The sequence below is a fragment of the Salipiger pentaromativorans genome (assembly GCF_024721115.1).
In the GTDB taxonomy this organism is placed as follows: domain Bacteria; phylum Pseudomonadota; class Alphaproteobacteria; order Rhodobacterales; family Rhodobacteraceae; genus Salipiger; species Salipiger pentaromativorans.
Genome location: NZ_JAMDHK010000008.1, coordinates 62,457 through 78,191 on the forward strand (window position 1 = coordinate 62,457; position 15,735 = coordinate 78,191).

The following is a 15,735-nucleotide window of genomic DNA, read 5'->3' on the forward strand; positions in this document are numbered from 1 at the left end:
CTCAGGCCCGCCCGTCCAGCGGGAGGACCCGCAGATGTTCCGGCGGCACCCGGACATGCACCGGCGTGCCGTTCTCCAGAATGGCGTCGAAATTATGCACCTCGAGACGCAGCGTCTCGCCGCTGTCGAGCCGCACGGAATAGCGCAGTACGGCACCGAAATACTCCGCCAGCATCACCTGCCCGCGCAGGATGTTGGCGCCCTCCTCCGGCCCGGACAGAAGCGTCACGCGCTCGGGACGGATCAGCGCCCGGACCGCATCGCCCGGCTGCCCACCCTGCCCTGCCCCGGCGCGGGCGTGCAGCACCTGCCCCGAGGCGAGGCGCACCTCGTCCCAGTCCTCGGCGCAGCGCATAAGCGTGCCTTCGAAGAAATTCGTGATCCCGACGAAATCGGCGACAAAGCTGCTCGCCGGGGTCTCGTAAAGCTCATAGGGCCGGGCGATCTGCTCGACGCGGCCGCCATTCATGATCACGACCCGGTTCGACATCGACAGCGCCTCTTCCTGGTCGTGGGTGACATAGAGTGTCGTCATCTTCATGCGCGCCTGAAGCTCCTTCAGCTCGCGCCGCATGGTGACGCGCAGCGCGCGGTCGAGGTTGCTGAGCGGCTCGTCCATCAGCAGCAGCTCGGGTTCGAGCGCCAGCGCGCGGGCCAGCGCGACGCGCTGCTGCTGGCCGCCCGAAAGCTGCTTGGGCAGGCGGTCCTCATAGCCGCTGAGCCCGGTCACCGAGAGCGATTCCTCGATCTTCGCGGCGATCTCGCGGCGGCTCTTGCGGCGCAGCTTCAGGCCGAAGGCAACGTTTTCGGCGACCGTCATATGCGGCCAGAGCGCATAGTTCTGGAACACGAAACCGACATCGCGTTTTTCCGGCGGCAGATGGGTCACATCGCGGCCATGCACCCGGATGGACCCGCCCGAGGGCTCTATGAACCCGGCAATCATGCGCAGGCTCGTCGTCTTGCCGCAGCCGCTCGGCCCGAGCAGCGAGACGAACTCGCCCGGCGCGACGCTGAACGAGACGTCGTCGACGGCCTTCATCGTGCCGTAAAGCTTCTGGATTGCATCGACCTGAATGGCGTCGTCGGGCATGCTGTCACCGTATCCGTCTGGTGCGCTGGCCAACCGGGCCGGCGTAAAAATAGGTCCGCCCGCCGGGCGGACCCAAGTCAAGCGCCGCGGATCGTTGCCCGCGGCGCCAGGGAGATCAGTTCGTCGTCATCTCGTTCAGCTTTTGCTGCCATGCCGCCTTGTTCGCGGTGATCTTTTCCTGATCGGGCAGGAACAGGCGGCCAAAGGCCTCGTTCTGCACCAGCAGCTCGCCGAGCTCGAAATCCGCGGGGATCGGCGCGTTGTTCACCGTCGGCGCGTACAGATTGCGCGTCGCGAAGGCGAGCTGCACTTCGGGGCTGAGGATGTAATCGACAAAGGCCGCGGCCATTTCCGGATCGGTGGCGGTCTTGGTGATGTTCATCGTGGTGATCAGCGGGAAGGTGCCTTCCTCGGGGCGGGTGAAGGCGACATTGGTCACGCCCTTGCCCAGCAGCTCCTTCATACGGCCGGTGGCCAGCATGCCAAGCCAGGCGTCTTCGGTCTGGAACAGCGAGACCATCTGGCTTTCGACATCGAGCCCGCCGATCAGGTTGCCGCTGTTGACCAGTTCGGCCATGCGGTCGAGGCCCGGCTGGATATTGTCGATGTCGCCGCCGTTCTGTTCGGCCTTGAGCACCGTCAGGCTGAGCGTCGGAATGTGGTCGAACCCGTAGATCAGGACGTGGTTCTTGTAATCGGGATTCCACAGCGCATCCCAGCTTTCCGGCGCCTCGGCGATGTGATCGGTGTTATAGGCCAGCACGTAATCGCCGACATTGGCGAAGATCGTGTAGGGCGAATAGACCGCGTTCTCGTAGAGATTGACCATATTGGGGATCTGGGCTGCGTCGAGTTCCAGCCACAGGCCCTCTTTCTCGCCCGCGATCGAGTTCAGCAGCGTGTTGGTGGTCACGTCGACCTGGCCCAGACGCGACTTGATGAGGTGATCGGGGCTCGACCCGACGACCCACTGGATCGTGCAATCGTGCTCGGCCTCGAATGCCTCGGCAACCGACTCGTAGGTGGCCTGATAGCTGCCGCCCCAGGTGGTGACCCGCAAGGTGCAGTCCTGGGCGGCGGCGATGCCCGCCGAGGCGGCCAGCAGCGTGGCCGAAAGGGCAAGGGTGGTGTTCATTTCCATGTCTCCTGTTGAAAGGGGTGGGCGGAACCGCCCGGTCGAAACGCCAGCCCGTTTCTGCGGCGGGCTCGGCGCGGTCTTTCGGTCGTCACTGCTGCGCACGCGCCGCGCGGCGGGCGCGTAGATCGCTCAGCGAATAGCGACAATGGATCGCCTCGGGATCGACGATCATCTCGATCAGCGCGGGTCGGCCCGCCGCCAGACAGCGCTCGAAGGCGGGCCCGAACTCCTCGGTCCGGGTGACCCGCTCTGCGTGGGCGCCATAGGACAGGGCCCAGGCGGTGAAATCGGGGTTCACCAGATCCGTGCCATTGGCCCGGCCGTCGAGCCGGTTTTCCTCGTGAATGCGGATCGTGCCGTAGAGGCTGTTGTTGAACAGCACAGTGATGACATTGGCGCCGTATTGCACGGCGGTCGCCATCTCCTCGCAGCTCATCTGGAAACAGCCGTCGCCCACGAGGTTGACCACGATCCGGTCGGGAAAGCTCAGCTTGGCCGAGATCGCGGCGGGCAGCGAATAGCCCATCGACCCCGAGATCGGGCCGAGCTGAGTCTGCAACCGGTAATGCGGGAAATACCGCTGGCTCCAGGTCGCATAGGCCCCCACCCCGTTGGTGAGAATGGCGTCCTCGGGCAGCCGCGCGCGCAGCCAGCCCATCACGCCCGGCAGGTCGATATCGCCCGGACAGGGCTGCGGCGCGCGCTCTTCCAGCAGCGTGGCGCGCAGCCGCGCGCTCCACTCCGCATGGCCCGGCTGCGGCGTGACGGGCCGCGACGCCAGCGCCTGCGCAAACCGCTCGGTGTCCTGCACCAGCGCCAGATCCACCTGGAACACCCGGTTCAGATCACCGCCCGAGGGCATGACATGCACCACCGTCTGCTTCGGATGCGGGATGTCGAAAAGCGTGAAGCCTTCCATATAGCCCGCCCCGATGGTGTTCACGTCGCTCAGCGCGTCGTTCAGCATCAGGATGAAATCCGCCTCGCGGATATGCGCCAGAAGCGCCGGGTTCGAGCCGATCCCGATCTCGCCCGCGTAGCAGCCGAGCCGGTGGTCGATGATGTCGCGCCGCCGGAAGGTCGTGACCACAGGCAGCCCGGCGCCGGTGGCAAAGCGCTGCACTGCCTCGCGCCCGGCCTCGGTCCAGCCCGAGCCGCCCACCACGATCAGCGGATGGCGCGCGGCCGCGATCATGGCAAGGATCCGGTCCAGATCCTCGGGCGCGGGCGCCCCCGCGCGGGCCAGACCGGCGGGCCGGTCCGAGACCACTTCGGCGGTCTCTTCCAGCACGTCCTCGGGCACCACCAGCACCACGGGACCGGGCCGCCCCGACATGGCGGTGGCATAGGCGCGCTGCACGAATTCCGGGATGCGCGCCGCATCGTCTATCTGCGCCACCCATTTCGTCATCGGCGCGAACATGGTGCGGAAATCATAGGCCATGAAGGCCTCGCGCTCGAGGATCGCACGCTTGACCTGCCCGACGATCAGGATCATCGGCGAGCTGTCCTGAAACGCCGTATGCACGCCGTTGACCGCGTTCGTCGCGCCGGGGCTGCGGGTGACAAAGGCGATGCCCGGCCGCCCCGTCAGCTTGCCATGCGCCTCGGCCATCTGCGCCGCGCCGTTTTCGTGGCGGCAGCTCACCGCACGGATCTCGGGGTGCCGCGTGGCCAGCGTGTCGAGCGCCACCAGAAAGCTCTCTCCGGGAACGTGATAGACGATGTCCGCCCCGTTGAGCCGAAGCTCGTCGGCCAGAATTTCCGCACCTTTTCGCATGATTGCGCTCCTCATCCGATGACGAAGGGGTTCGCGATTTCTTCGGCCGTGGAGAGCCAGACCGCCTTGGTCTGGAGATACTCGTAGATGCCGGCCATGCCGTTCTCGCGGCCCAGACCGCTTTTCTTGTAGCCGCCGAAGGGGGTCGTGTAGGAAATATCGCGGTAGGTGTTGACCCAGACGCTGCCCGCCTCGAGCTGCTCGGACATCTTCAGCGCCATGCGCATGTCCGAGGTCCAGACCCCGGCGGCGAGGCCGAATTCGCTGTCATTGGCGATGGCCACCGCCTCTTCCGGCTCGTCGAAGGGGATCGCGGCAAGGACCGGGCCGAACACCTCCTCGCGGGCGATGCGCATGCCGTTATCGACGCCCGCGAAGATCGTGGGTTCGATGAAATACCCGGCGCCGCATTCCTCGAGATCGGGGCGCTGGCCGCCCATCAGAAGCTCCGCCCCCTCTTCGCGCGCGATGTCGATATAGCCGAGGATACGGTCGTACTGCATCTTGTTGGCGATCGGACCGATCTGCGTTTCCAGCTTCCGCGGATCGCCGACGCGGGCCTGTTTCGTAAAGGCCGCGAGCTTGTCGAGGAAGGCGTCATGCACCGACCGCTGCACCAGCAGCCGCGACCCGGCGATACAGGTCTGGCCCGTCGCGCCGAAAATCCCGCCGACGACCCCGCGCACCGCATTGTCCAGATCGGCATCGGCAAAGACGATGTTGGGCGACTTGCCGCCCAGTTCGAGGCTGACCCGCTTCACGTCCTTCGCCGCGAGCGAATAGAGATGCGCGCCGGTTTTGGTCGAGCCGGTAAAGCCCAGATGCCGGGTCAGCGGATGGGTGACGAGCGGCTCGCCCACCTCGGGGCCGAAGCCCGTGACCACATTGATCACGCCTTTGGGAAAGCCCGCCTCCTCGACCAGTTCCATCAGCTTGAGCGCCGTGGCCGAGGTATGTTCGGCGGGCTTCATCACGATGGTGTTGCCCGCCGCCAGCGCCGGGGCCGCCTTGAGCGAGAACAGCAGCAGCGGCGCGTTCCAGGGCACGATGCCCACACAGACCCCCAGCGGTTCGTGCCGCGAAAAACTCAGCGCCGGCTTGTCGCAAGGGTGCACCGATCCTTCGATCTTGTCCGCCATCCCGGCATAGTAGTGATACCAGTGCGGGATATAGCGGATCTGGTGCTTCATCTCTTCCAGAAGCCGACCGTTGTCGCGCACCTCGACCTCGGCCAGCGCATCCGCATGGGCCTCGATCAGATCGCCGAACCGCTGGATGATCCGCCCGCGCTGTGTCGGGTGCATGCGCCCCCAGGGCCCTTCCTTGAACGCGCGATGCGCGGCGCGCACGGCGCGGTCCGCATCCTCGGCCGTTCCGCGCGGCACAAGCGCCCAAGGCTGCGCCGTGAAAGGATCGACGGTCTCGAAATAGTCCCCCGAGGCCGGGGCCACCCACTCCCCGTCGATATACATGGACAGTTTGGGCAGGGCTTCTGCGGACATGGTCATTCCTTTCGGGACGTCGAGAGGCCGTCGGAAGGCGAGTCTCTCTCATTGCGATGTTCCTTACATCGTAAAATGATATCATTTTATCATGTCAATGATCTTGTAGATATTTTGATATACTACCTTTTTATGCATGATTTTTGGGCAAAATCGGCCACAAAAGCAAGGAAATCGCGCTAATTTCTGAGAAATCTGCCGTTATGCCGCCCGACGCCATGTAGATCTGGACGAATCCAGATAGAAGATCTATTCAAAAGGTATATCATTATATGAAGAGTAACATGACCCAGACAGGCCACCCTCTTTACGAGCAGATCAAGAACGCGATCGACCGGCGGATCGAAGCCACGGAATGGCCCGCCGATTTCCAGGTGCCGACCGAGGCCGAGCTGGCAGAGGAATTCGGGGCCTCGCGGCTGACCGTGCGCCGCGCCCTGCGAGAGCTTCAGGCCGAAGGCGTGCTGATCCGGATTCAGGGGCGCGGCACCTTCGTGGTCGGGCCGCGCATGCAATGCGCGGTGTTCAACCTGCCCGACATGTCCGAAGAGATCGCGCAGACCGGCGGCGCCCATAGCTGCCGCGTGCTGCAGCTCAGCGTCCTGCCGCGCGACAGTACCCTGCGCCATATGCTTCAGGTCGGCGCCGAAGAGCCGATCTTTCATTCCCGGCTGCTGCATCTCGAAGACGGCACGCCGATCCAGCTCGAGGACCGCTTCGTCAACGCCGCCGAAGCGCCGCATTACATCGAGCAGGACTTCACCAAGATCACGCCGCAGGCCTATCTGATGCGCGAGACGACGGTGACCTCGGTCGACAACACGATCCGCGCCATCCGCGCCGACGACGAGGCGCGCCAGCTTTTGCAGATCGACGCCAGCCAGCCCTGCCTGCTGCTCGACCGCGCCACCTGGCGCGACGGGATTCCCGTGACCCGCAGCCGCTTTCTCTATCCCGGCGACCGCTACCGGCTGCGCAGCTCGCACGAGGCGCGCGTCAACCGCATCGTTACCCCGACCACGACCACGAAAGGCCGCTGACCTCCCATGAGAGATTTCGTCCGCAAACTGCAAGAGCGCGGCGACCTTCTGGTTGTCGACAAGGAAATCGACCCGGCGCACGAGTTGGCGGCGGTCACCCACCACGCGCAGAAGGCCTGGGCCAAGCCGGTGCTCTTCACCAATGTGAAGGGCACGAAATTCCCGGTCGTCACCAATGTCTACAGCACCCGCGAGCGTCTTGCCGAAGTGATCGGCATCGACGCACAGGATTTCTGCCGGCAATGGAGCAACCTGTCCTCGCTCGGCGCCAGCGCGCTGCGCGATCCGCTGGTGCCCGCCACCAATACTGGCATCGAATACGAGGAGGTGGCGCTCTCCGATCTGCCGCTGATCACCTATTCCGACCGCGACGGCGGCGCCTATTTCACCTCCGCCATGTTCATCGCCAAGGATCCCGAGACGGGCGTGGGCAACCTCTCCTACCACCGCTCGATGTATATCAGCGATACCGAGCTGCGCTGTCGCCTCGCGCCCCGCCACCACCTGACGATCTATCACGAAAAGGCCGAGAAGATGGGCAAGCCGCTGGAAGCGGCCATGCTGATCGGCACGCCGGCGCATGCGTTTCTCACCGCCGCCGCGCCCCTCCCCTACGATGTCGACGAGCTGGAAGTGGCGGCGCAACTGCGCGGCAAACCGATTGTCATGCGCAAATGCAACCATATCGACCTCGAGGTTCCCGCCGAGACCGAGGTGGTGATCGAGGGCCGTTTCCTGCCCAATGAACGCCGCCCCGAAGGTCCCTTCGGCGAGTTCATGGGCTATTACGTCCCCGTCGGGCCGAACGCGGTCTTCGAGGTGCTGGGCGTGACCGTGCGCAAGGACGCGATGTTCCACTCGATCCTCTGCGGCTCGCCCGAAGAGGTGCTGACGCTCGAACTGTCAGTCTCCGCCAGCATCTATCAACGGCTGAGCGCGGCGCTGCCCGGCATCGTCAACGTCACCTGCCAGCCCTTCGTCAACCACGCCATCGTGCAGATCGAGCCGCAATTCGAAGGCCACGCCCGGCAGGTCATGCTGGCCACCATCGGCGCCGAACCGATCTGGGCCAAGCAGATCACCGTCGTGGACACTGATGTCGACATCTACGACATGGACGATGTGCAATGGGCGATCCTCACCCGGTCGCGCCCCGACAAGGATGTGATGATCATCCCCGACACGCCGTCCTTCTACCGCGACGAGGCCAAAGACCACTGGGGCCGGATGCTGATCGACGCCACCAAGCCCTGGGGCCGCGAAGACGAGTTCCTGCGCAAGCGCCTGCGGATGGCGGACGAGGTCCGGCTGTCAGACTGGTTCGAGAGGGCATGATGGCGCCACGGCAAAGGCTGATCGTCGGCATCTCCGGCGCCTCCGGGGCCATCTATGGCATCCGCGCGCTGGAGCTGGCCCGCGCCGCCGGGGTCGAGACCCATCTCGTGGTCAGCCAGGCGGCGCTGCTGACGCTGCATCAGGAGCTGGGGCTGCAAAAGCCGGATCTGGCGGGGCTGGCCGATGTGCTGCATCCGGCTCAGGATGTGGGCGCCGCCATCGCCAGCGGCTCGTTCCGAACCGCGGGCATGCTGATCGCGCCCTGTTCGGTGCGCACCATGTCCGAGATCGCCACCGGCGTCACCGCGAGCCTGATGAGCCGCGCCGCCGATGTGGTGCTGAAGGAACGCCGCCGGCTGGTGCTGATGCTGCGCGAAACGCCGCTGCATCTCGGCCATTTGCGCAGCATGACCGCGCTGACCGAAGCCGGCGCGGTGATCATGCCGCCGGTGCCGGCCTTCTACGCCAAACCGGCGTCAATCGACGAGATGGTCAGCCATAGCTGCGCCCGCGCCCTCGATCTTTTCGGCCTCGAAACCGGCGCACTGCGGCGCTGGACCGGGCTGAAAGACGCGCTTGCGGAGCCCGCGCCATGACCATGACACCCCCGCGCCGCACGGTGCATGGCCAGACCGTGGGCATCATCGTGCTCGACACCGGGTTCGCCCGCCTGCCCGGCGACATCGCCCATGCCGATACCTGGCCCTTTCCCGTGCAGTTCCGCATCGTGCGCGGCGTGCGCCCGACCGATGTGATCGAGGGCGACCCGCGCGTGGCACTGTCCGCCTTCCGCGAGGCCATCGACGATCTGGTCGCGCTGGGAGCCGGCGCCATCACCACGAGCTGCGGCTTTCTCGCCGCCGTGCAGGACGAGTTGACGCACCATTCGCCGGTGCCGTTCTTTTCCTCGGCCCTGCTACAGATCCCGCTGGTCGCCCGAACCTTGCCCCATGGGCAGCGCGTCGGGCTGATCGTCTCGGATGCGGCGGCGTTGCAGGAGCGGCATTTCCGCAATGTCGGCGCCGAACCCGGCCTGCCGATGGGCGAGCTGCCCTTCGACGGACCGATCCGCGCGAATATGCGGGGCAACGCGCAAAGCGTCGATCCGGCGGCGCAGGAGCGCGACGCGCTCGAGACCGTCGAAACCCTGCTCGCGACGCATCCCGATATCGGCGCGCTGGTTCTGGAATGCGCCAACCTGCCGCCCTATTCGGCGGCCATCGCCCGGCGCTTCGGCAGGCCGGTCTACGACATCGTCACGCTGGTGCACTGGATGCGCGGCGCCATGGTGCCGCCGCGCTACCCCGCATGACCGCCGGCCACGATCTGGCGGTGATCGGCGGCGGGCTGATCGGCGCCGCCATCGCCTGGGGCGCGGCGCGCAGCGGCGCCGATGTGCTGCTGCTTGACGAGGGCGATATCGCGCTGCGCGCTGCGCGCGGCAATTTCGGCCTCGTCTGGTTGCAAGGCAAGGGGCTGGGCCATCCCGACTACATGCACTGGTCGATCCGCGCCGGGCGGCTCTGGCCCGAGCTCGCACGCCTGCTGACCGAAGAGACCGGCATCGACCCGGAATGGCGCGGCGGCGGCGGTCTGAACTTCTGTCTGTCGGAGGCCGATCTCGCCGCCCGCCGCGAGATGATCGCCCGCACCGCCGACGCGGGCGGCGAGATCGACATCCGCCTGCTCGACCGCGCGGAGCTGCGCGCGCTCGCTCCGGGGATCGGACCGGAGGTTCTGGGCGCCTCGCTGTCGGATCTGGACGGCGAGGCCAACCCGCTTTTGACCCTGCGCGCCTTCCATACCGGGGTGCAGCGGCAGGGCGGCACGCTGCGCAGCAACAGCAGGGTGCAGAGCCTGCACCCCATGGCCGGAGGCGGCTTTCGGATCGGCCTGGCCGACGGTGCCGAGCTGCCCGCGCAACGGCTCGTTCTGGCCGCCGGGCTCGGCTCGGAGACGCTGGCGGCGCAGCTTGGCCTGACCCTGCCGCTGCGGCCCGAGCGCGGCCAGATCGTCGTCACCGAACGGGTTGCGCCGTTCCTGCACCACCCCACCAACACGATCCGCCAGACCCGCGACGGCACCGTTCTTCTGGGCAGCTCGCATGAGGATGTGGGGTTTTCCACCGGCACCGATATCGCCACCATCGCGCGGCTCTGCAACACCGGCGCGCGGCTGTTCCCCGCCCTCGCCGAGGCGCGGCTGATGCGCGCCTGGGGCGCGGTGCGGATCCTGACCCCGGACGGGCTGCCGGTCTATGACGGGGCCCCCGACCACCCCGGCGCCTTTGTCGTGACCTGTCACAGCGGGGTGACCCTGGCCAGCGTGCACGCGCTCGATCTCGGCCCGGCGCTGGCCCGGGGTCGCCTCGGCCCCGCCCCGCAAACCATGAGGAGCAGCCGCTTTGCGCTTTCGCCGGATTGATCCCGCCCCCTCCCTTGCCCATCAGATCCACTTCGAGGGCACCCCGATCCCCTTTGCCGAGGGCGATACCGTGGCCGGCGCCTTGCTGGCGGCAGGGATCGGGACGTTTCGCACCACGCCCGTGACAGGAGCGCCTCGGGCGCCCTATTGCCTCATGGGCAGCTGTTTCGACTGCCTGATGCGCATCGACGGCGCCGAGAACCGCCGTGCCTGCATGACCCCCGCCAGCAACGGGATGCGGGTCGAACGCGCTCGGGGGCCACGCCCCGCCGGAGAGGAGCGCATGCCATGACCCTGCCCGCGACAGCCCAGTGGGACGCGATCGTCGTGGGCACCGGCCCCGCCGGGATCGGCGGCGCCACCGCGCTGGCCGAGGCCGGGCTGCGGGTGCTGGCGGTGGATGAGGCCCCCTCCCCCGGCGGCCAGATCTGGCGCGGCATCGAAACGGCGCCCCCTTCCCGCGCGGCGCTTCTGGGCCCCGAGTATCAGGCCGGGCACGACCCGGTCGCCCGCCTGCGGGCAAGCCCGGCAACCCTCTCCTTCGCAACCGCGCTCTGGCGGGCAGAACCAGACGGCACCGTCTGGCTGCGCGGCGCCCAGGGCATCTCCCGGCATCAGGGCCGCCACCTGCTTCTGGCCACCGGCGCGATGGAACGCCCCGCCCCCTGTCCCGGCTGGGACCACCCGGGCGTCACCACCGCCGGCGGGTTGCAGATCCTGCTCAAACGCGAGGGCCTGCTGCCCGAGGGGCCGCTGGTTCTGGCCGGGACCGGGCCGCTGCTATACCTCTATGCCGCGCAATGCGTTGCAGCGGGCAAGCACGACGTCACGCTCCTCGACAGCTGCGCCCCCTCGGCCGCACTTTCTGCGCTTGCCCATCTCCCCCGGGCGCTGACGGGGCACGGGCCCCGGTATCTGGCAAAGGGGCTGGGCCTGCTGCTGGCGCTGCGCCGCAAGGGAATCTCTCACCATCTCGGGGTTCGTGGCCTGCGGATCCTGTCCGGCACCGAAACGGCGCTGACCGTCCATTGCCGGATCGGCGGGCGGGACCGGCATTTCCCGGCGGCCCATGTCGGACTGCACGAGGGCGTGATCCCGGAAACCCACCTCTCCCGCGCCCTGGCCTGTGCGCATGTCTGGTCGCCCCGCGCACAGGCGTTTCTGCCGCAACGCGACCCGGGCCTGCGCAGCTCTCTGGCACGGGTCTTTGTCGCGGGCGATGCCGGGGGCATCGGCGGCGCGCAATCCGCGCTTTTCGAGGGCCAGCTCGCCGCCTGCGCCATCCTGCACAGCGACGGGCGAATCCCCGACGCGGAGGCACGCCGCCGCATGCAAGCCTTGCGGCGAGAGATCGCGAAACACGCGGCGCCCCGTCCGTTTCTGGACCGGTGGTATCGCCCCCGGGCCGAGGTTCTGCGGCCACCGGACGAAACGCTTGTCTGCCGCTGCGAGGAGGTCTCCGCCGGAGCCATCCGCGAGGCCCTGCGCAGCGGCGCCGCCGGGCCGAACCAGATCAAGGCGTTTCTGCGCAGCGGAATGGGCCCCTGCCAGGGCAGAACCTGTGGCCCGGTCCTGCATGCGCTGAGCGCGGAGCTGCTGGGGCGCGGGCCCGGGGAAACCCCGGTGCTCACCTGCCGCGACCCGCTGCGCCCCGTCAGCGTGGGCGAATTTGCGGCGCTGGACAGCTAATCCGTTGCATCTCCCCTCACGCGCGGGCCGCCAAGATCGCCTCGGTTGGACACCCTATGCCGCAGCCGCGCCGGTCCCGAACAGCCGGCCCACGCCGACCGTCTCGAGGCCGGACGGCCCGCGCAGCAGGAACAGCGCGTCGAGCCCCTGCCGGTGCGCCAGCGCCGCGCCCTCCTGCGCGCCCAGCACCATCAGCGCCGTGGCCCAGGCATCGGCGGCGGCGCAACTGCGCGCCACCACCGTGACCGACGCCGGAGAGCCGTCGAGCGGCGCGCCCCGGCGCGGGTCCATCGTATGCGACAGGTGCCGCCCGCCCACCGCGATGCGGTGCCGGTAATCGCCCGAGGTCGCCACGGCGGCCTCCTCGAGCGCCAGAATGGATTGCGGCGCGCGCCGCTCCGGGTCCGGTGCCTCGACGGCAATGCTCCAGGGCTGCCCGTCCGGGCGCTGTCCCAGCGCGCGCATCTCGCCGTCGATCCCCACGAGCCCGCGTTCGATGCCCTGGCTGCGCAGCACCCCGGCCAGCCGGTCCACGCCATAGCCCTTGGCAATGCCGTTCAGATCCAGCGCCAGCGGCGCAGTCTTGCGCGCGCGGCCCCCTGCGGGATCGAGCGCCAGCGCCTCATGCGCCGGGATCCGCGCGGCCTGCAAGGCGGCGCGGATGCGGCTGGGATCGGCCTCCTGCGGGCCGAAGCCCCAGGCCGTGACCGCATCGCCCATGCCGATCTCGAACGCCCCGCCCGAGGCCGCGCCGATCTCGAGCCCCAGTTGCAGCACCTGCATAAGCGGCGCGGGCAGCGCCACCCACTCGCCCACCGGCGCCGCGTTCAGCCGCATCAGATCGCTGTCCGGGCGCCAGGTCGACATCTGCCGGTCGACCGTGTCCACGGCGGCCTGCAACGCCGCCTTTACCGGGGCGATGTCCAGGGTCTCGGGCGCAAAGACCAGCGCCGTCCAGCGCGTGCCCATGGTGGCGCCGTTCAGCGCGTGGCGGATCTCAGTACACGTCTTCGGCATAACGGCCCTCGGCTTTCAGCATCGCGGGGGTCAGCCCCGCAGGTTTCAACATCTCGGTCATCGCGGCGCAGACCCCGGCGGCCATCTCGCGCCCGCCGCAGACCATCACCCGCGCACCATTGCGGATCAGCCGGGCGATCTCGGGCGCCTCGTTCCGCAGCGCGTCCTGCACATAGGCGGGCTGCGCCGCGCGCGAGACAGCGGGAACCAGCCGCGTCAGCCGTCCGTCCTGCTGCCAGCCGGCAAACTCCGCATCATAGAGGAAATCGCTTTCCGGGTGGCGCATGCCGAAGAACAGATAGACGGGCCGCTGCCGCGCATTGCCCCGCACAAAGCCCGCGAGCGGCCCCACGCCGGTGCCCGCGCCGATCAGGATCAGCGGCGCGGCGCTGCGGTCGGGACGGAAATCGGGATTGCGGCGCAGGAAGGCGGGAACGCTATCGCCCGGCTCCAGCGCCATGAGCTGGTTGGAGCAGAGCCCGCCGGGGTGTTTCTTCACCGCGATCTCGACAAACCCGTCGCGGCGGCTGGAGGCCAGCGAATAGAACCGCGCCACATCCGAGCCCTCGGGCAGCACGCCCAGCAGGTCGCCCGGTGCGAAGCGGGCAAAGCCGCGCCCGGTGAGCCGGCACCACAGCGACACGCGCGGCAGGGCAAAGCGCAGGATCGCGGTCGGGGCCTGCACCTCGGCGCCGTAGTCGCGGCGCGAGATCAGCGTGAGCGGCAGGCTGGCGGGCTGTACCGGGCAATGCGCAAGCTCCAGCTCGATCCCCAGCGCGGTGCCCAGGGCGCGGCCCCAACGGGCGAAATCCTGAGGCGACTGCCGGTCGACGCTGTCGAAGCGGATCAGCCTGTCCCACCCCTGCGCCTCTGCCGCTGCCGCGACCTCTTCGGCATAGCCGCAATAGGCCGGGAAGCTGCGGTCGCCGAAACCCAGCACCGCCATCGGCACGCCGGGCAGCGGGGCCAGCTTTGCCAGCCGGTCGAGGAAGCCTTTGGCCGAGCTGGGCGCGGCCCCGTCGCCATAGGTTGCGGCCAGCACCAGAATGCGGTCGGCATGGGCGTAGCGCTGCGGCGCAAATCCCGACATCGGCGCCACATGCACGGCTTGTCCCGCCTCGGTCAGCGCCTTGTGCAGTGTGGCGGCAAAGCCCCAGGTGGTGCCGCCTTCGGAGCCCACCAGAACGACGGTCTGCGCGCGGCTCGCCGGGGCGTTGCCGCGCAGGCGCGGCCGCCCGGCACGGCCCGCGATCCAGAGAACGGCACCGGTCACCCCCATCGCGGGCACCCCAAGAGACATCAGCCCGAGCACCAGCCCGAGCAGCGCCGCACCCTGTCCGGTATGCAGCATATAGATGGTTTCCGAGACCCGCTCCCAGCCGCCCAGATCGGCCCAGGCCAGCAGCGCGCCGGTGCCCTGATCGAGATAGCCGGAGCCCTGCTCGGTCTTGAGGGTAAAGACGTCGGTGGCATCTCCGGGATAAGGGAAGGTCAGGTCGCGCAAGGCCGTCACCGGGGTATCGGCAAGCAATGCAAGATCGTTCAGCGCCACGCCGGTCTCGCCGCTCACGGCCGCCGGGAAGACGGGCGTGCTGTCGCCCTCGGGCAGCAGACCGAAGGTCGAGGCGGTCATCCACAAGGCGGTGGTGGAGGAGAGCAGAAGGCCCAGAACCGCGATCCGCGCGATCTCCACATGGATCCGGCCCGCGAGCGGCCCGCGCAACGGCGCGAACCACGCCCGCCAGCCGCCGGTGCGCCGCGCCACCAGCACCACGCCGGAAACCGACAGGATCAGCATCGCCGCCGCTCCGGCGGCCATGGCGAGGCGCCCGCCATCGCCAAGGAACAGCGAGCGGTGCAGATTGGTCAGCCAGCGCTGCGACTGGTTGGGATCGGCAGAACCCACGCCCTGCCCGGTTGCCGGGTCGATCACCGCCGCGCCGGGCTGGCCACCCTCGAACCAATAGGCGGTGATCCGGCCCGAGGGGGCGCGGCGGATCTGCTCGACACCGGGATAGGCGGCCTGAATGCGCGTCGCCAGATCGGCAACGCTTTGTTCGGCCCCGGCCTGCGGGGCCGAAAGCCGTTCGGTGGCGGGATAAAGCGACAGCGCCGCGCCGCTCAGCGCCAGCACCGTGAGGAGGAGGGCGGCCAGAAGGCCCGGCCAGCGATGAGCAACGCGCAGCATGGGAAGTCCTATCCCTTAGAAGTCATAGGTGAAATCGGCGATATAACGGCGCCCGCGCGTGGCGGTTCCGGCGCCGTCGGCGGTCAGCGGTACGGCGATCTCGTTGGGGCTGTCGCGCATGTCCTCGACGGCGGCGTCGATATGCAGCGTATAGCCCGCATCGAACAGCGCATCGGCCAGGTCCAGCGTGATCTCGAGGCTGCGCCCGGCGCCGACACTGGCGCCAGTGATGCCGTTGATCTCGGCGGTGTTGCCGCCGGTGGCACGATACCAGTCCGACATATGCTCGTAATATTTCGACTTGCCGCCGGCCATCCACAGGCTGCCGACATAGGCGCCCGAGGCGTCGGTGACGTAATAGGCCAGATAGGCGCCGTCGCCGCCATAGGCGTTCATATTGGTGGTCAGGGTGACCTGCCGGGCGCTGGCAAGCCCCGGCGCGGTCAAGGCGGTGGTCAGTGCAAGCGTGGCGAGAAGCGATTTCATTCTGTCCGTCCTTTCGGAAATGGGGCGCGCGATCCGGGCAACC

The 15,735-nt window shown here is 68.1% G+C and carries 14 protein-coding genes; 7 read left to right on the forward strand and 7 right to left on the reverse strand.

Annotated elements, in window-relative coordinates; translation table 11 throughout:
- Position 1: 1 nt before the first annotated feature.
- From M4578_RS13735 to M4578_RS13750, 4 genes are all read right to left on the reverse strand, one after another.
- Positions 2-1,093, reverse strand: coding sequence for an ABC transporter ATP-binding protein (locus tag M4578_RS13735; RefSeq protein ID WP_258093852.1), 1,092 nt, complete (start codon positions 1,091-1,093; stop codon positions 2-4).
- A gap of 115 nt (positions 1,094-1,208) precedes the next feature.
- Positions 1,209-2,228, reverse strand: coding sequence for an extracellular solute-binding protein (locus tag M4578_RS13740; RefSeq protein WP_258093853.1), 1,020 nt, complete (start codon positions 2,226-2,228; stop codon positions 1,209-1,211).
- Positions 2,229-2,319: 91 nt separating this feature from the next.
- On the reverse strand, positions 2,320-4,011 hold the full coding sequence (locus M4578_RS13745) for a thiamine pyrophosphate-binding protein (protein WP_258093854.1): 1,692 nt from the start codon (positions 4,009-4,011) through the stop codon (positions 2,320-2,322).
- An 11-nt stretch (positions 4,012-4,022) separates the two neighbouring features.
- Positions 4,023-5,513 (reverse strand): aldehyde dehydrogenase, encoded by a 1,491-nt coding sequence (locus M4578_RS13750; protein ID WP_258093855.1) that lies wholly within the window; start codon positions 5,511-5,513, stop codon positions 4,023-4,025.
- Positions 5,514-5,797: 284 nt separating this feature from the next.
- Here M4578_RS13750 and hutC point away from each other — a divergent pair, with 284 nt between their 5' ends.
- Genes hutC through M4578_RS13785 form a run of 7 tightly spaced genes read left to right on the forward strand, consistent with a single transcriptional unit; the run spans position 5,798 to position 12,001 of the window.
- Positions 5,798-6,553, forward strand: a complete 756-nt coding sequence (hutC, locus tag M4578_RS13755; RefSeq protein ID WP_258093856.1) for a histidine utilization repressor — start codon at positions 5,798-5,800, stop codon at positions 6,551-6,553.
- A gap of 6 nt (positions 6,554-6,559) precedes the next feature.
- Positions 6,560-7,888, forward strand: coding sequence for a UbiD family decarboxylase (locus M4578_RS13760; RefSeq protein ID WP_258093857.1), 1,329 nt, complete (start codon positions 6,560-6,562; stop codon positions 7,886-7,888).
- Positions 7,888-8,484 (forward strand): UbiX family flavin prenyltransferase, encoded by a 597-nt coding sequence (locus tag M4578_RS13765; RefSeq protein WP_476748714.1) that lies wholly within the window; start codon positions 7,888-7,890, stop codon positions 8,482-8,484. Before M4578_RS13760 ends, M4578_RS13765 begins: the two co-directional genes overlap by 1 nt.
- Entirely contained in the window at positions 8,481-9,200 is a 720-nt protein-coding gene (locus tag M4578_RS13770; RefSeq protein WP_258093859.1) for an aspartate/glutamate racemase family protein, read from the forward strand. Before M4578_RS13765 ends, M4578_RS13770 begins: the two co-directional genes overlap by 4 nt.
- The gene (locus M4578_RS13775; protein WP_258093860.1) at positions 9,197-10,312 is read left to right on the forward strand and encodes an NAD(P)/FAD-dependent oxidoreductase; all 1,116 of its coding nucleotides are present in this window, start codon (positions 9,197-9,199) and stop codon (positions 10,310-10,312) included. Before M4578_RS13770 ends, M4578_RS13775 begins: the two co-directional genes overlap by 4 nt.
- Positions 10,293-10,604 (forward strand): (2Fe-2S)-binding protein, encoded by a 312-nt coding sequence (locus M4578_RS13780; RefSeq protein ID WP_258093861.1) that lies wholly within the window; start codon positions 10,293-10,295, stop codon positions 10,602-10,604. The genes M4578_RS13775 and M4578_RS13780 overlap by 20 nt, the downstream gene beginning before the upstream one ends.
- The gene (locus M4578_RS13785) at positions 10,601-12,001 is read left to right on the forward strand and encodes an FAD/NAD(P)-dependent oxidoreductase (RefSeq protein ID WP_258093862.1); all 1,401 of its coding nucleotides are present in this window, start codon (positions 10,601-10,603) and stop codon (positions 11,999-12,001) included. Before M4578_RS13780 ends, M4578_RS13785 begins: the two co-directional genes overlap by 4 nt.
- Positions 12,002-12,055: 54 nt before the next feature.
- Here the strand turns inward: M4578_RS13785 and M4578_RS13790 are convergent, their stop codons facing one another.
- The 3 genes from M4578_RS13790 to M4578_RS13800 are packed head-to-tail and all read right to left on the reverse strand — an operon-like array spanning position 12,056 to position 15,692.
- Positions 12,056-13,018, reverse strand: a complete 963-nt coding sequence (locus tag M4578_RS13790) for an FAD:protein FMN transferase (RefSeq protein ID WP_258093863.1) — start codon at positions 13,016-13,018, stop codon at positions 12,056-12,058.
- On the reverse strand, positions 12,999-15,206 hold the full coding sequence (locus M4578_RS13795) for a PepSY domain-containing protein (protein WP_258093864.1): 2,208 nt from the start codon (positions 15,204-15,206) through the stop codon (positions 12,999-13,001). Before M4578_RS13795 ends, M4578_RS13790 begins: the two co-directional genes overlap by 20 nt.
- Positions 15,207-15,221: 15 nt before the next feature.
- On the reverse strand, positions 15,222-15,692 hold the full coding sequence (locus M4578_RS13800) for a DUF2271 domain-containing protein (protein ID WP_258093865.1): 471 nt from the start codon (positions 15,690-15,692) through the stop codon (positions 15,222-15,224).
- Positions 15,693-15,735: the final 43 nt, after the last annotated feature.

What these genes read in the sequence shown, in the direction of transcription:
- M4578_RS13735 (WP_258093852.1), bottom strand. Translation starts at nt 1,093, where the DNA reads ATGCCCGACGACGCCATTCAGGTCGATGCAATCCAGAAGCTTTACGGC.
- M4578_RS13750 (WP_258093855.1), bottom strand. Translation starts at nt 5,513, where the DNA reads ATGTCCGCAGAAGCCCTGCCCAAACTGTCCATGTATATCGACGGGGAG.
- M4578_RS13785 (WP_258093862.1), top strand. Translation starts at nt 10,601, where the DNA reads ATGACCCTGCCCGCGACAGCCCAGTGGGACGCGATCGTCGTGGGCACC.
- M4578_RS13740 (WP_258093853.1), bottom strand. Translation starts at nt 2,228, where the DNA reads ATGAACACCACCCTTGCCCTTTCGGCCACGCTGCTGGCCGCCTCGGCG.
- M4578_RS13795 (WP_258093864.1), bottom strand. Translation starts at nt 15,206, where the DNA reads ATGCTGCGCGTTGCTCATCGCTGGCCGGGCCTTCTGGCCGCCCTCCTC.
- M4578_RS13775 (WP_258093860.1), top strand. Translation starts at nt 9,197, where the DNA reads ATGACCGCCGGCCACGATCTGGCGGTGATCGGCGGCGGGCTGATCGGC.
- M4578_RS13770 (WP_258093859.1), top strand. Translation starts at nt 8,481, where the DNA reads ATGACCATGACACCCCCGCGCCGCACGGTGCATGGCCAGACCGTGGGC.
- M4578_RS13745 (WP_258093854.1), bottom strand. Translation starts at nt 4,011, where the DNA reads ATGCGAAAAGGTGCGGAAATTCTGGCCGACGAGCTTCGGCTCAACGGG.
- M4578_RS13760 (WP_258093857.1), top strand. Translation starts at nt 6,560, where the DNA reads ATGAGAGATTTCGTCCGCAAACTGCAAGAGCGCGGCGACCTTCTGGTT.
- M4578_RS13800 (WP_258093865.1), bottom strand. Translation starts at nt 15,692, where the DNA reads ATGAAATCGCTTCTCGCCACGCTTGCACTGACCACCGCCTTGACCGCG.
- M4578_RS13790 (WP_258093863.1), bottom strand. Translation starts at nt 13,018, where the DNA reads ATGCCGAAGACGTGTACTGAGATCCGCCACGCGCTGAACGGCGCCACC.
- hutC (WP_258093856.1), top strand. Translation starts at nt 5,798, where the DNA reads ATGACCCAGACAGGCCACCCTCTTTACGAGCAGATCAAGAACGCGATC.
- M4578_RS13765 (WP_476748714.1), top strand. Translation starts at nt 7,888, where the DNA reads ATGGCGCCACGGCAAAGGCTGATCGTCGGCATCTCCGGCGCCTCCGGG.